Annotated in this window: 13 protein-coding genes and 3 pseudogenes; 3 read left to right on the top strand and 13 right to left on the bottom strand. The window is 69.1% G+C overall.

What is annotated here, in order from left to right:
- Positions 1-59: 59 nt before the first annotated feature.
- The 5 genes and pseudogenes from KBY19_RS18900 to KBY19_RS18920 form a co-directional block, all read right to left on the bottom strand.
- On the bottom strand, positions 60-371 hold the full coding sequence (locus tag KBY19_RS18900; RefSeq protein WP_210966236.1) for a hypothetical protein: 312 nt from the start codon (positions 369-371) through the stop codon (positions 60-62).
- Positions 372-776: 405 nt separating this feature from the next.
- On the bottom strand, positions 777-1,880 hold the full coding sequence (locus KBY19_RS18905; protein WP_210966237.1) for a chitinase: 1,104 nt from the start codon (positions 1,878-1,880) through the stop codon (positions 777-779).
- A gap of 212 nt (positions 1,881-2,092) precedes the next feature.
- Entirely contained in the window at positions 2,093-2,278 is a 186-nt protein-coding gene (locus tag KBY19_RS18910; protein ID WP_099885995.1) for a hypothetical protein, read from the bottom strand.
- A 241-nt stretch (positions 2,279-2,519) separates the two neighbouring features.
- Positions 2,520-2,861 (bottom strand): annotated as a pseudogene (locus tag KBY19_RS18915) (phosphotransferase); the annotation flags it as partial.
- Between the two features lie 114 nt (positions 2,862-2,975).
- Entirely contained in the window at positions 2,976-3,572 is a 597-nt protein-coding gene (locus KBY19_RS18920; protein WP_307843555.1) for a TetR family transcriptional regulator, read from the bottom strand.
- A gap of 87 nt (positions 3,573-3,659) precedes the next feature.
- Here KBY19_RS18920 and KBY19_RS18925 point away from each other — a divergent pair, with 87 nt between their 5' ends.
- Both KBY19_RS18925 and KBY19_RS18930 read left to right on the top strand, forming a co-directional pair.
- The gene (locus tag KBY19_RS18925) at positions 3,660-4,592 is read left to right on the top strand and encodes a zinc-binding dehydrogenase (RefSeq protein WP_210955614.1); all 933 of its coding nucleotides are present in this window, start codon (positions 3,660-3,662) and stop codon (positions 4,590-4,592) included.
- A 488-nt stretch (positions 4,593-5,080) separates the two neighbouring features.
- Positions 5,081-5,629, top strand: a complete 549-nt coding sequence (locus KBY19_RS18930; RefSeq protein WP_210966239.1) for an RICIN domain-containing protein — start codon at positions 5,081-5,083, stop codon at positions 5,627-5,629.
- 148 nt (positions 5,630-5,777) lie between these two features.
- Here the strand turns inward: KBY19_RS18930 and KBY19_RS36610 are convergent.
- The 8 genes and pseudogenes from KBY19_RS36610 to KBY19_RS18965 form a co-directional block, all read right to left on the bottom strand.
- Positions 5,778-5,912 (bottom strand): annotated as a pseudogene (locus tag KBY19_RS36610) (TetR/AcrR family transcriptional regulator); the annotation flags it as partial.
- Positions 5,911-6,204: pseudogene (locus tag KBY19_RS18935) on the bottom strand (histidine phosphatase family protein); the annotation flags it as partial. The pseudogenes KBY19_RS36610 and KBY19_RS18935, both read right to left, overlap by 2 nt.
- Positions 6,159-6,377: a hypothetical protein gene (locus tag KBY19_RS18940; RefSeq protein ID WP_210966240.1), complete on the bottom strand. Its 219-nt coding sequence runs from the start codon at positions 6,375-6,377 to the stop codon at positions 6,159-6,161. The pseudogene KBY19_RS18935 and the gene KBY19_RS18940, both read right to left, overlap by 46 nt.
- A gap of 12 nt (positions 6,378-6,389) precedes the next feature.
- A complete protein-coding gene (locus KBY19_RS18945) occupies positions 6,390-6,893 on the bottom strand; it encodes a nucleoside deaminase (RefSeq protein ID WP_099885989.1) in 504 nt (167 codons plus the stop codon).
- Positions 6,894-7,028: 135 nt separating this feature from the next.
- The gene (pucD, locus tag KBY19_RS18950; protein WP_099885988.1) at positions 7,029-9,365 is read right to left on the bottom strand and encodes a xanthine dehydrogenase subunit D; all 2,337 of its coding nucleotides are present in this window, start codon (positions 9,363-9,365) and stop codon (positions 7,029-7,031) included.
- Complete coding sequence (locus KBY19_RS18955; RefSeq protein ID WP_210966241.1) at positions 9,365-10,243, bottom strand: FAD-binding oxidoreductase; 879 nt, start codon at positions 10,241-10,243, stop codon at positions 9,365-9,367. Before KBY19_RS18955 ends, pucD begins: the two co-directional genes overlap by 1 nt.
- Positions 10,240-11,205, bottom strand: coding sequence for a hypothetical protein (locus KBY19_RS18960; protein ID WP_185019124.1), 966 nt, complete (start codon positions 11,203-11,205; stop codon positions 10,240-10,242). Before KBY19_RS18960 ends, KBY19_RS18955 begins: the two co-directional genes overlap by 4 nt.
- A 637-nt stretch (positions 11,206-11,842) precedes the next feature.
- Positions 11,843-13,483 carry a hypothetical protein gene (locus KBY19_RS18965; RefSeq protein ID WP_185019123.1) on the bottom strand — a complete coding sequence of 547 codons (1,641 nt, stop codon included), beginning with the start codon at positions 13,481-13,483 and terminating at the stop codon, positions 11,843-11,845.
- A 336-nt stretch (positions 13,484-13,819) separates the two neighbouring features.
- Here KBY19_RS18965 and KBY19_RS18970 point away from each other — a divergent pair.
- Positions 13,820-14,640, top strand: an 821-nt coding sequence (locus KBY19_RS18970) for an NAD(P)/FAD-dependent oxidoreductase (protein WP_210966242.1), incomplete at its 3' end; no start/stop codon positions are given.

The raw sequence follows: 14,640 nt of genomic DNA on the forward strand, positions 1-14,640 counted from the left end.
GTCCAGATGCCCCGCCAACTCCCGTACTCGTACCGGGTCGAATCCCTGGAAGCCACCCATCAGTCACCTCCGGTCGGGGCTGCCGCGGCCTCCCGGTCGAGCAGTTCGGCCTCCTGGTCCCAGCGGTTCGCGGCGGCGCGCACACCGTCGGCCAAGCCCTCCAGCTCACGCTGACGTCGGCGCAGCTCCCCCGTGACACGCTCGGCGTACGGGCCCAACCACACGTCCTCGGCGGTCGCCTTGGCCACCCCCGTGTCCAGCGTGGAACCCAACGAACCGGCCAGACCGCGTGCCTGCGCCGCGCGCTGCCGCAGCCGCCCCGCCCGTGCCCGCGCCTGCTCCGGCGTCTCCCCCGGCCTCATCGCCCCCACGTCCCCGGTCTTCGACACACGCGACCGCGCGCGCCTCCGCAGCGCACTCACGTCCGCTGCAGCTGGTCCGAACACTGCTCATCCTTGCTCGATCCCCTGCCGCAACGCGTTAGCACAGAGCGACAAGATGGCCGGCCTTCGCACCTCCGCTCCGGGCGCCCCCGAAGGAGCCCGCGGCTGACTGGCGGCGCACCGGTGCGGGACGAGAAGATTCCCAGGCATGCGGCGGGAGGGGCTGCGCGCCCCTCCGGGCCCGCGTTCGCGGACAAGCAGATCGAGGGCCGTGGCGCAGATGTCGTGCTCGGCGCCTGGGAAGGGTTGCCCCCATGGCGCGCGGCCCCTCCTCGCCACGGCCCTGACCACGCTTGCCGCATCGGCGTGCGACCGCCTGCTGCGGGCTGTGCTCTAACGGCCCTGGAGTGCCTTGACGTTGTCGCCGAACGTCCAGTTCTTCGAGCCGTCCCAGTTCAAGGACCAGGTCATCAGGCCCTTGAGCCGGCCGTCGTAGTGGTTCCAGGCCCGGGCGACCAGGGAGGGTGACATGTGGCCGCCGCCGGCGCCGGGCTGGGCGGGGAGGCCGGGTACCTGCTTGTCGTAGGGCACGCGGATCGTGGTGCCCTGGACCACCAGGCCCTTGTTGAGGCAGTCGGTCTGGGCGGTGAAGCCCTGGACGGTGCCCGCGGAGTACGAGTCGCCGCTGCACCCGTACATGCTGCCGTTGTAGTACTGCATGTTCAGCCACCACAGGCGGCCGTTGTCGGCGTACTTCTTGATGATCGGGAGATACGCGCCCCAGATCGAACCGTAGACGACGCTGCCGCCCGTGACGTACGCGGTCTCGGGCGCCATCGTCAGGCCGAACTGCGGCGGCATCTGGGCGAGAACGCCGTCGATGATGTGGACGAGGTTGGCCTGCGAGGTCGAGAGCTGGTTGATGTTACCGCTGCCGACGAGGCCGGTCTCGATGTCGATGTCGATCCCGTCGAAGTTGTACTTCTTCAGGATCGGCACGATCGTGTCGATGAACCGGTCGGCGACCGCGCGTGAGCTGAGGTCGATGCCCGCCGTCGCGCCACCGATCGACATCAGGAGGGTCTGCCCCTGGGCCTTGGCCTCGCACATCTCGGCCGGGGTCGCGACCTTGACGGTGGAGTCCATGCCGTCCTCCCAGAGCACCGTGCCGTCCGAACGGATCACGGGGAAGGCCGCGTTGAGGACGTTGTAGCCGTGGGCGCGGATGCGGGTGTCGGTGATGGGGGTCCAGCCGAAGGGCGGGTGGACGCCGTTGGCGGCGCCGTCCCAGTTCTCCCAGTAGCCCTGGAGGACCTTGCCGGACGGCTTGCCCTGCACCGGGCAGGTCTCGGCGGCCTCGGAGGACGGGGCCGCGGTGCGCGGGCGTTCCACCGCCTGCGGGGCTGTCGCGGTGAGGAGCTGGACGACGCACGCCAGCACCACGCCGATACCGAGCAAGTACCAGGGTCGTCGTCTTCGAGCGGACGTTCCGTGCATGCCGTGTCCCTCCACCTGTGTGTGGGGTCGCTGAGAGCGTTCTGTGGTCCGGACCTCTCGTCAATAGGTCTGGACCAAATCAATGGCTCGGCGCTTCCGGCGCCGGCCTCCACGACGGACAGCCGAACCCGCAGCAGCACCACACCGCCCGCACCACTGCCTCATGAGCGAACCCGCACCTACTGCGGCACCCCCGCGGACGCGGCGCTGCCTCACCCGGCAGTGCGCGACGCTTCCGCGATCTCCTTGTCCGCAACGGCCATGGCGGCCTCGGCGCGGACGTACCAGACCTCGCGTCGCGCCGGGGAAAGCCCCGCCCAAGGGTGACGCTCCGCACTGAACCCAAGGGTGCTGTACAGCGCCACGGCGTACCGCTCGCGCCGCTCGTCCTCACTCATACGGTTCTCTTCCTTCGTAGCTTTCGGGTCCTTCGGGGCTTTCGTTGGTGCCGAGTCATGCCACATACCGCACCGGCGCTCGACCGTACGACCCCGCTACCGCCCCGCCGCACGGGGGTCACCGAGAGGCGTCGTCAGGGCGGCGCAGGGCGGTGCCTCAAGCAGCCGTCCTCTTCAGTTCTCCGTGACGACCTGCCCAGCGCGTTCGCACGCTCTCGACCCCTCACGCCGGGGTGCCTGATCATCGGGGGACCGAGGCGGTGAGGCGTCGCAGCGCGGCGTGGGCGGGTGGGCCCCAGGTGGCCTTGCCTCCGGGGCGGCCGTGGACGCCGGCGTCTCCGATGTGGATGCCGGCGAGGGCACGCAGCACCGCCCAGCCGCGGGCACGGCGCAGGGTCGCGGCGTCCGGGCTCGGCTCGTAGCACTCGTGGAAGCGGTCGATGGCACCGTCCGGCAGCAGGATCCAAGCGGCGGCGAGGTCGCAGGCCGGGTCGCCGGCGAAAAGGTCGCCGAAGTCGATCACCCCACAGAAGGCGCCGTTCATGGTCAGGATGTTAGCCGGGTGCAGATCGCCGTGCAGCCAGCGGCAGAGCGCCGCGGCGCTGTCGCTCTTCTCGGTGCTGCGGCGTCGGCACGCCACGCGAGCACGGCAGGTTTCGCTCCGGACTCGGTTCAAGGCCGGGCAGCGCAGAACGGGTTACGCCTCCAGGTTGAGGGCGGGGTTCATGGATGAGCAGGCCCGGCGCAACAGCGCGGGCAGTTCGCCCGGTGCGCAGTCGGGCAGCCAGTCGTCAAGAGTGCAGCGCCAGGCGGCCACGAAGAACTCGATGAGGAGCCGCAGTTCGAGAGAGTTCCGTGCGTCGAGTCGACGCGCGATCTCGGCCTGGACTTCGGCGCAGTGCCGCAGCGTGTACCCGTCGAGTGCGGGCGAGTCGGCAATCAACCGGAGGGTGAGCGGGAAGCGCCGGTACCAGTCCTCGTCCATGCGCTCCAGGGTGGTCAGCATGGCGGCGAGGAAGACATCGGCCAGCGGCCCGGACTTCTCCATGCCGTCCAGGACTTCGAGGTAGACGTCCCAGAGCTGTTTGACGGCGGTGAGCGCCACGTCCTCCTTGGAGCGGAAGTTGCGGAAGAAGGTCCGCCGGGACACCTCCACCTGCTCCAGCAGCGCGTCCAGCGGAGTGCTGTCGAATCCGCGTTCACCGAAGAGCGTGACGGCGGTGTCGACCAGCGCCTGGCGCGTACGCAGCTTTTTGCGTTCGCGCAGGGTGGCGGGCTGTTCCGAGATGGTCACGCGAGCAGCGTACCAAGTGCGCCGAGATCGCGCATATGCTCTACTGAGGCAAACGCTCCACTGTGGCACTTTGAAAGAGGTCTTGCTGTGCGCGCACTCGTCGTCGACCACTCCTCGCCCGGACATCTGTCGTTGACGGACGTCCCCTCGCCACGGCCCGCCGCCCACGAGGCGCTCGTGCGGGTCGAGGCCGTCTCGCTGAACTTCGGTGAGGTCCATGGGGCCACGCGTCCGGAGATACCGGACGGCACCGTGCTCGGATGGGACGCGGCCGGTGTGGTCGTCCAGGCGGCAGCCGACGGCTCGGGTCCGGCCGAGGGGGACAAGGTCGTCACCCTCGGTGAGACCGGCTGGGCCGAACTGCGGGCCGTACCCGCCGCTCTGCTCGGCACCGCGCCGAAGGACTCCGATCCCGGCGCACTGAGCACCGTTCCCGTGGCCGGGCTGAGCGCCCTGCATGTGCTGCGCCGGATGGGATCGCTGCTCGGCCGCCGCGTGATGGTCACCGGTGCTTCCGGCGGCGTCGGCCGATACGCCGTCCAGTTGGCCGCCCGCGCGGGCGCGCACGTCGTTGCCATCAGCCGAAGCCCCGCCCAGGCCGACGTACTGCGAGCGCTGGGCGCCCGCGAGGTCCACCCCGAGCCGGCCGCCGTGCAGCGGCGCGTGGCAGCCGTGCTCGACAACGTCGGCGGACAGCACCTCGTCGACGCCTTCGCCTCCCTGTCGGCCGGCGGCAGCCTCTTCAGCGTGGGCCGCTCCTCCGAGGCCGACGTGGTGCTGTCACCGGATGCCCTGCTGGGCAACGAAGGACGGCACGACCGGTCGATCCGCACCTTCTTCCTCTTCGGCGACCCCAGCATCGACTTCTCCGCGGATCTGACCTGGCTGGCCGGGGAGATCGCCGCAGGCCGCCTCGATCCGGGCATCAGCTGGCGCGGTCCCTGGACTCACCACTCCGACGCGGTCGAGGTTCTGCTCGACCGCCGTCTTCACGGCAAGGCAGTCCTCGACCTCAAGTAGCCGGCCGGTCCGACACCGTCCCGACCTCCGTCGGTGCCGTATGACGCCGATGGAGGTCGGCTACAGGCTCGAACCGACGCGCGAGTGATGGTGCCGGGCGTCATGACCATGCGCCGGCCCACCCCGTTGGTCCGTCACAGTCGCCGTCGCCGGTCCCGGACCGGACCGGACCGTGTTCGAGCACATCGTGCAGGCCCTGGTGCCCTGGTCCGGGCAAAGGTACCGAGTCCTCGCCGACGGCCGTGCCCTCCGGCCGGGACGGCTCGCCGCGGAGACCGGGGTCGCGGCCTCGACCGTCAGTAACCGTCCGGCCGTGTTGCTGGAACGCTGCGCCCGGGATGCGGACCACGCCGGGGGCGCACTACGAATCATGCTTTCCAGTGCGTTTACGGACAACTGCTGGTGGGTGCAGCGCAACGAGGACGAAACTCGCCCTGTTTCGCCCAGGCATTCGCCAGGGCGTCGGATCCCGCGAGAGGACCACACTGATGCCCACTGTCCGACGCACCCCGATCAGCGCCACGGCACTTCTCGGTCTGGCCCTGACGGGCATGGCCACCACCAACGCGACCGCAGCCGGCTCCGTCAAGCAGGCACAGCCCGATCAGACGGTGATCATCCACTCCGCCAAGAACCCTCGTCTCGTCCTCGACGTCAAGGACAACTCCACACAGGACGGCGCCCCGATCATCCTCTACAACCGGCACGGTGGCACCAACCAGCGGTTCGAGGTGCTGCCCGTCCAAGGCGACTGGTTCCAACTGCGCAGCGTCAGGAGCGGCAAGTGCCTGGTCAACGGATACCACAGCGTGGCCAACGGCCACCAACTCCGGCAGTACGGCTGCAACAGGAACTACGAGGACCAGCTGTGGGCCCGCGTACCGGTGGACAACAGCAACAGGTTCGCCCTCGTCAACAAGTACAGCGGCAAATGTGCCGACCAGACGACCGACGGCCGTTCGTCCACCAACGTCATCCAGTGGACATGTCACGGCCTGCCCCACCAGCAGTGGACGCTCGAAACCACGGCTCGATGACGGCCCTGAGGCCTCACCGGTAACGACGTCGTCGCCCCGCCCCGTCAACGGCGGGGCGGCTCCCTCCGCTTGCGGCCCAGGATTGCGGGGCGGTGCCGCCACGGCCCTGCCGCGGCGGCACACGGTGATCCGCCGACGTCCGAGGAGTTCACGGGCGGACGCGAAGGCCGTCCCTCACAAGGTCAAGCAAGCGGGTGGCGCGGGCGTAGGCGCCTTCCTGTGCGCCGACGTGCCACAGCCCGGTGATGGCGAGCAGGAAGTCCTCGGTCCGCACACCGGGGCGCGAAGGTGAGCCCCTCCCAGGCCCCGAAGTCGGCCTCACACAGGTCCTCCTCGACATGTACGCGCAGGCCGAGCCGCGCGGCAATCGCCTGTGCCGTCTCGCGGCAGCGCCGCAGCGATGAGGTGGTGACCACCCATACGCCGCCGCGGGCGGCCAGCAGCGCCGCGGTGACCTCGGCCTGCCGCCGCCCGGCCTCCGGCAGCGACGGGTCCGAGCCGCAGCTGCCGGAGAACCGCTTCTCCGGGGTCAGCGGCGTCTCACCGTGCCGCAGCAGCAGGAGGGTCGTCGGCGTGCTGCGGCCGGCCGGGGGCCGAGCTCACCAGCCGGCTGTTTTCTTCCCTGTGCGAAATGGTCCCGCACCGAGTCGATCCGGTTCTCCATCATGCCGGTGATCCGCTCGACGACCTCTGGATCGGTGTCGACGATCGTCGGGTGGTACATCGTGTGCTTCCGCTTGATCTCCACGAGCACTCCTTGTCAGTACTCGATGCGATCGGGCTTGGCCACCCACGCGTCGAACGGCGCCGTACGGTTCGGCAGGTCCAGCTGCTCGACCGACATCGGCCACATCGACTCGGGCTTCTTCTCGAACAGATCGTAGAACCTGCGGTCGTCGAAGCCGGCCACGGCCGCATCGTGCCGATCGGCGGAGTAGACGAGTCGGTCGACCCGGGCCCACAGTGCGGAGGAAAGGCACATCGGGCACGGCTCACACGAAGTGATCAGGACGCAGCCTTCGAGCGAGAAGGTGTCCAGTTCCTTGCAGGCGGCGCGCATCGCGGTCACCTCGGCGTGCGCCACCGGGTCGAGGGTCGCGGTGACCTGGTTGTTCCCGATCGCGACGACTTCGCCGTTCTTGGCGACCAGCGCGCCGAACGGACCGCCGCCGTTCGCCACGCTGTCGGTGGCCAGCGTGATCGCCTTTTCCATCCAGGCGCGCTCGGAGTCCTGGACGCTGGTTTCTTGGATGTGCGTGGTCATGGTCATTCCTTTTCGGAGAGGTGGGGGATTTCCGGGTGCCCTGCCCGTGCGGGGCTCCGCCCCCGGGTGGCACGTGGCGCCCCGCGGGCGCCGACCCTCAGCTCGGCGCTGTCCGACGGCGCCCGCGGGAGACCGTCACGACTGGACGCCGCAGAGCTGGTCCGGTGCGACCGGAGTGTGGGTCAGCTCCAGTCCAGTCGCGTTGCGGATGGCGTTCACGATCGCCGGGGTGGCGGAAATGGTGGGGGGTTCGCCGACGCCGCGCACACCGTAGGGCGAGTTCGGGTCGGCCTTCTCGATGACATCCACCGCCATCGGCGGCATGTCCAAGATGGTGGGGATCAGATAGTCGGTGAACGACGCGTTGCGGATCTGACCGTCCGTGACCTTGATCTCCTCCATCACGGCCAGACCGAGCCCCTGTGCGGAACCGCCGTGGATCTGCCCGACGACGGCGTCCGGGTTGATCGCCTTGCCGACGTCCTGCGCACAGTCCAGCTGCACGACCTTGACCAGGCCGAGCTCCGTGTCCACGTCCACCACCGCCCGGTGGGCGGAGAAGGCGTGCTGGACGTGCACCCGCCGGCTCTGCCCGGTCACCGGGTCCATCTCGTATGTCCGCAGGTGGTGGTACTCCCTGGTTTCCTCGATCACGTCGTCGCCGAGCACCTCGACGAGATCGACGATGAAACCGGTGGCCGCGGAAACGACCTTGCCACCGGAAAGCGACAGATCGGCGGCCTGCTCGCCGAAGCGCTGGGCGACCCGCTCGAAGAGCACGTCGCGGACGGCCTCGCACGCGTTCTTGACGGCACCGCCGGTGATGTAGGTCTGCCGGGACGCCGAACTCGATCCGGCGTCACCGACGTTGGTGTCGTTCGGGTGGATGTTCACCCGTGCCACGCCGAGTTCGCTGCGGGCGATCTGCTGCTGCACGGTGATCAGGCCCTGTCCGACCTCGGCCGCCGCCGTGTGCACCATCGCAACCGGCTCGCCACCGATCACCTGCAGCCGCACCCGCGCCGTGGAGTAGTCGTCGGCACCTTCCGCGTAGGAGACGTTCTTGATGATCACGCTGTAGCCGACGCCCCGCACCACGCCCTCGCCGTGCGTCGTGTTGGACAGCCCGCCCGGCAGGCCCCGGATGTCCATGGGGGTGGAGTGGTCCTCCTGTGGCAGCGGGAGCCTTTCGAGACGTTCCAGCAGCTCGGCGACCGGCGCGGGGTAGTCCAGCACCTGCCCGGTGGGCGTGGTCGAGCCCTCTTCAATGGCGTTGAGCTGACGCAGCCGTACCGGGTCCATGCCCAACGCCTTGGCGAGCTTGTCCATCTGCAACTCGTAGGCGAACGCCGGCTGCACGGCGCCGAGACCACGCATCGCGCCGCACGGCGGGTTGTTCGTGTACAGGCCCCAACCCTCGATCCTGACGTTGGGCACCTCGTACGGGCCGACGCCCAGCGAGGTGGCGTTGCTGACCACGACGGGGGTCTTGGAGGCGTACGCGCCGCCGTCGAAGTACATCTTCGCCTTGACGTAGACGAGCTTGCCGTCCTTGGTCGCACCGTGCTCGTAGTACATCTTCGCCGGGTGCCGGTGCACGTGGCCGTAGAAGGATTCCTCCCTGTTGTAGACCATCTTGACCGGTCTACCGGTGTGCAGCGCCAACATGCAGCTGTGGATCTGCATGGACAGGTCCTCACGGCCGCCGAAGGCGCCGCCGACACCGGACATGGTGAAGCGCACCTTCTCGACCGGGAGCCCGAGTGCCCGTGCCGTCTGCTTCTGGTCCACATGCAGCCACTGGGTGGCGATGAACAGATCGACTCCGCCGTCCTCGGCGGGGATGGCCAAACCTGACTCCGGCCCGAGGAACGCCTGGTCCTGCATGCCCAGCGTGTACACGTCGGAGACCACGACGTCGGCCTCGGCTTCGGGGTCGCCGCTGGTGATCGGCTGATAGCGCACCACGTTGCCCCCGGGGTGCAGCTTGGGCAGTGTGTCGTCGTGCGCGGCCTGTTCCGGATCGGTGATCGGCTCCAACACCTCGTAGTCGACCACGATCTTCTCCAGCGCGCGCCGGGCGGCCTCCGGGTGATCGGCGGCAACCAGGGCAACCGGCTCGCCCTTGTAACGCACGACGTCCTCGGCGAGCACCGGGGTGTCGGCGACCTTCAGGCCGTAGATGTTCTCGCCGGGGACGTCCTCGTGGGTCAGCACCGCGTGGACGCCGGGGTGCTTGAGCGCGGGACCGATGTCGATGGAGTTGATCCGCGCATAGGGGTGCGGGCTGCGCAATGTCGCGCCCCACAGCATGTCCTCCGCCCACAGGTCCGAGGAGTAGGCGTACTCCCCCCGTACCTTGAGCGTTCCGTCCGGTCGCAGCGGGCTGTCACCGATCCCACCGGTGATCACCTCGTTGAGTTCCTGCGGGGTGCGGGCGGGAGAAGTCCGGTTGGGAGCCTGGTTGACCATCAGAAAGCCTCCACCTTCGTGACGAGACAGTTGCCGAGCATGAGGTGATCGATCTCCGTTCCGAGAAAACAGTCCTTCCAGGCCCGGATCCGCAGGCCGGAGGAGGCGTGCAGGGTCATCGGCAGGGTGGTGGCCGGTGCGGCATCGGGATATTCCCCGCGCGAGCGGAGCCGAACGCTCGGGGAAGGGTGGGTCACAAGCAGTTCGATGGGGTACGTGGTCACGGGCAGATCGATGCGGGCCATGGGGGCAACCGCTCTCGACCAGGGGCCGGCCGCGCAGACGAGGGTGTCGGCGAGGATGCTGCCCGTGGGGGTGTGGACCTGCCCGTCGGGGTCGAGACCGGTGACGGGTGTGTCCGTGTGCAGCACGGCACCGGCTTCCTCGGCGGCTGCGGCGTAGCCGCGCACGATCGCGGCCGGGTCGCAGACGTAAGCATCCGGCGCCCAGGCTGCCGCGAGGACGGCGCGCTCGCTGAGCAGCGGGTTGAGCCGCACCGCTTCGGACGCGGTCACGAGTTCGACGTCCACTCCGGCGGCCCGCTGGGCGGCTTGAGTACGCCGGAAGTCCGCCACCTGGTGGTCGTCGCTGAACACCACCAGGAAGCCGACCCGCTCCAGCCCGAGCGGGGTGCCGGTCCGCTCGGCGAAGGAGTGATACGCGGCCATGCTGCGGAGGGCAAGGCTGCCGGTGTGGGGGTCGCCGGGAAAGTACGGCCGCAGAACCCCCGCGGTGGCGCCGGACGCCCCCGAACCGAGCGTGCCGCGCTCCAGCAGGACGGTGTCGACTCCGGGCTCGGCGAGTTGGCACGCTGTCGAGGTGCCGATGACTCCCCCGCCGATGACCAACGCGTCCGTGCGTGCGGGCAGAGCACTCATGACTGCCGGCTCACTTCGGCGGGGCGCTGTTGGCGCAGCTGGTCCCCGGTGTCCCACGGGAACAGCTGCAGGTTCCAGCCGCCCAAGCAGTTGATGTAGAAGGCCAGCCGGCTCACGACCGCCAGGAAGTCGTCGCGGTCGAAATGGTCGAGGCAGGCCAGGAACCGCTGGGTGAAGGCCCACAACTGCTCCAGACCGCAGCAGCCCAGGAACTCGGCCGGGGTACCGACCCACAGGCGGGCCACCTGGCGCAGAGAATCCAGCGGCATGCCATCGACCAAGGCCTGGACCAGACCGCCGTAGCTCACATACCCCAGCGGGCGCGTCTCCCCGTTGACGGACAGCAGGGTGGGCAGCACCGTCTCGAAACTCCCCGCCCCGGAGAGGTTCCATCCCCGGTGCAGATCAGCGAGCTCGGGTGGCTCGGACCGCCAGCTCCGCTCGGTCTCGGCGTGTACGTCGCCGACCAACCGGTTCGCCTCGGGGCCGGCGGCGGTCAGGCGGGGGATGCGGTGGCCGCCTCCCATTCCTGCCGTGCGGACCTCCACGAGGACGGGCTTCTTCGTGGAATAGACCGAGTCGCATGCCGCCTGCCCGGCCGCGGGCAGATCCGCCATGTCCTCCGGCCGGAGCCGGCCTACGGGGGACGCCGGCATCGGCTCGGTCGACGTGCCGTACTTGACGCCCAGGTGCTGCAGCGCAGAACAGAAAACCGCCCCGTCGGGTGCCTCATGTCTGTCGAACCGAGTGGTCGCGGGCAGATGCAGCAGCGAGGGCATCGGTGCCACGTGGTACGGATGGCTTCCCGCCACCAGCGCGTGTCCTTGCAGGCTCTGGTAGGGCAACGCCTCCCACAGCGCATCAGCCGGCACGGCGTTGCGAGCGTCGAGTTCCGCTGTGACGGTGATACCCGGATCGGGCCAGGCGATCTCAAGAGGCCGACCGGACAGCGTCGCAGCCAAGGCTCTCTCCTTCGTTCGGCCACATGTCAGGGGGCGAGCAGAGTGGTCGACCGACGGTGGTCCATGATGAACTCGACCATCACGTCGATACCGCCCGTCGCGGCCGGCGCTTCCCCCACGGGGCATGTCGGAGGAAGTCCGCGGCACCCATCTCTTGCCTCGTCACAGCGTGGTTTGCCGCGTTGTGACTTGCTGAGGAGTACACAGCCAACGGCGTGGTAACAGCTAGGAGTGGAAGACATGAAAGCCCCGGCAGACTGAGACCGGGTCCTTGTGGATTCCTACGAATGCCGGTCCGGTCCGCGGCATGAGGAAACTCCTAGCACCTCCGCTGGGCTCCCGCGTTCGCCCTGGTCAACGGCGCGACGACGGCAACCCGGTGACCCTGCAGGGGAGCCGCCCCGGCTTGCGCACCATCGCCCACGCCACTTTCACGACCCGGGACCGGAATCGGACTCGAATCCCATTCATCCCCATCCGGCCACCGCGGTCGGCTACCGCACGGCCGGCTGCCTGTACGACGCGCCGCCTCTTCCCCGGGCTCACCGCCCGAGTCCACGCGGGGCCCCTTCAGAAGGATCGCTCAAGTGCGCCGCAGCACGGCGCTGGCCGGCGCGCTCCCACGGGCCCCTCACCATCACGACGCTGTTGCGCTGTGCACCTGCGCGTCGTGCGACGTCACCTTCTCGGCCACGTGCTCGCGGGTTGCGGCTATCCACCCCCGGACGTCTGCCGCCGTCCCGGCACCTGTGGCTTCGGCCTGGCACGTCTTGCTGGAGACGGCTATGTGGTGGCGGATCATGCGCAGGACCTCGGGATCGGTGCAGTAGGAGGTGTGCACCAAAGCCTTGCCGGAGACGCTCAACTGTTGGCCTGCGGCGATTCCGGGCAGCCGGGTGCCGTTCATGGCCGCGCGAGCGATCATTTGGCGCACCTCCAGGCCGAGCAACCCGGCGTGGGCCATGGCGTTCCTCTCCAGCGCCGCGTCGATGCGATCCGGCAGCCCGACAGCACCCGCGTCGATCGGCACGGGCCATGTCGAGACATGGACGAGGTCGCTGTACGGGACGTCACACCCCTGCCCGGTACGGAGCAGCCGCTTGGCCAGTGCTGCGTTGACACCCGGCATGAACCACTTGTTGACGCGGCCGTAGGCGTCCTCGGTCAACGTGGAGCCGGTGAAGTAGTACCCGTAGCCCATCGAGACCTGTGGAGCGAGCGCGACGTGCTTCAGCGGAGCGTTCAAACGCAGCAGCGTGGGCACGCGAGGCCACTGAGCGGTCGGCTTCCGCGGTATCTCGCGCTGTGCGGGCGGTACGGACAACTCGGCGTAGCCGGGCGCTTCGGGCGGGCACAGCGCCCGAAGTCCGGTGATCGCTTCGTCCGTTGCGGCGTACAGGCCCAGCCATCGTGAGGAAAAGCGTGCGAACGCGGACCGGGCGAGCCTGGCGCGGGTCGTCAGCGCGTGGGTGACATCTCCACGCACCACGACCTTGAGTGTGTACTTCAGCCCCGCGATTGCCAGCACCAGCCATATCAGGCGGATGATCCACGACAGCTCGAACCAGGAGACAGCGAGCGACAACAGCAGGCTCGGACCGAACACTCCGAGCATGTAGGTGAGAGCGAGCGGGGCGGTCCAGCGCGGGGCTTTGAAGTCCCGAGGACGCACTTCGCCGGCCAAGGAGAACTTTCTGTCCCGCCACCCTCTGGCCAGCAGACCGCCTTGCGGCAGATGGCACAGGAAAGGGGTTCCGAGTGTCGTCCAACTCCGCAGCCGGCCGAGTTCCAGCTCACTGCTCACCGCCTGGTACTTGCGGGCGAGGGAGCGGTTTCCGACTGCGCCGAAGCCGGAATCGTCATCGGAGAGGACACCGCGCCGCACCAGGGCGTGGTACAGATGGTCGGCCAGCATTCCCCCGCGCCGAAGAACCTGGCTGGTCAGAAGGGCTTCCCAGATGACGGAGCCACCATGACTGTGGCCGACCAGGTGGTACGCGCGGCCCTTCCGTTCGAGCTCGACGAGAAGCGCCAACAGCTCCATGGATGCGGACAGCCGCGCCGACTGCGTGTTCGCGCCGCTCCAGTGGAACAGCCTGCCGTTCTGCGGGAGGCCCACTCCTGGCGGCAGATTGTCCTCCAGCCACCTCCATGTGTCGCTGCCGCGTTGCCACCAGCGGTGTCCCTCGTCGTTGCCGTCCTTGTCACCGGCGAAGGTGCCGTGCACAAGGATCACGATCTCGTCCTGGACCAGCGAGTCCGCACCCGAATCCGTCACCCGTACATCATGGCGGCACGGTCCGACACGCTGTGACCCGTTCGGCGGCATCGCGACACCTTCTCCTGCCGGTCGGCATCGGTCGCCAACCTCCCGCCGGGCGCGGGGGGTTGTGGCCCGGCTGCCTGCCGCGTGCCTGTCCGTCAGCTGGTCGGAGTCCGCGTGGTGCTGGTGCGGCGGCCAGGACGCCGGGGGCCGCCGCAGCGGCCCTGTCCGCGCGGTCCGCGCTGCCCGCGCCGTCCATGCCCTTCATTCCGTCGGCGCCGCGCCATGGGACTCTCCCGTTCGTCCCCGCAACTACGTGTCCCTCCGGCCTCCGCGTGTTAGGAAGAAGCCATGCCCGCACGCGAGCGCTATGACGCCGTCATCGTCGGTGGCGGCCACAACGGTCTGGTCGCCGCCGCCTACCTCGCCCGGGCGGGCCGCACCGTGCTGGTGCTGGAACGCCTGGGCAGCACGGGCGGCGCCGCCGTCTCCACGCGCCCCTTCGCCGGGGTGGACGCCCGCCTGTCCCGCTACTCGTATCTGGTGAGCCTGCTCCCGCAGAAGATCGTCCAAGAACTGGGGCTGAACTTCACCCTCCGTAAGCGTACGGTGTCGTCCTACACCCCGGCCCACCGTGAGGGCCGCCCGACGGGCCTGTTCGTAGGCGGTGGCCCGGACCGTACGCGGGAGTCGTTCGAACGGCTCACCGGCGGCACCGCCGAGTACACCGCATGGGAGGCCTTCTACGGCATGACCGGGCACGTGGCCGAGCGCGTCTTCCCGACCCTGACGGAGCCGCTGCCCACCCGGGACGAACTGCGCCGCCGCATCGACGACGACGCGGCTTGGCGCATGCTCTTCGAAGAACCCGTCGGCGCCGCGATCGAGGCGCACTTCAGCGACGACCTGGTCCGCGGTGTCGTTCTCACGGACGCACTCATCGGCACTTTCGCGGAGGCCCACGACCCGTCCCTGAAACAGAACCGGTGCTTCCTCTACCACGTGATCGGCAACGGCACCGGTGACTGGGACGTGCCGGTCGGCGGAATGGGGGCGTTCACGGAGGCATTGACCGCCGCCGCGCTGTCGGCGGGGGCGGAGATCGCCACGAGCCACGAGGTGACCCGCGTCGAGTCCGACGGACGGCAGCACGCCGACGTGACGTACCGGAC

Origin of the sequence: Streptomyces sp. B15, from assembly GCF_018070605.1 — a bacterium.
Taxonomy (GTDB): domain Bacteria; phylum Actinomycetota; class Actinomycetes; order Streptomycetales; family Streptomycetaceae; genus Streptomyces; species Streptomyces smyrnaeus.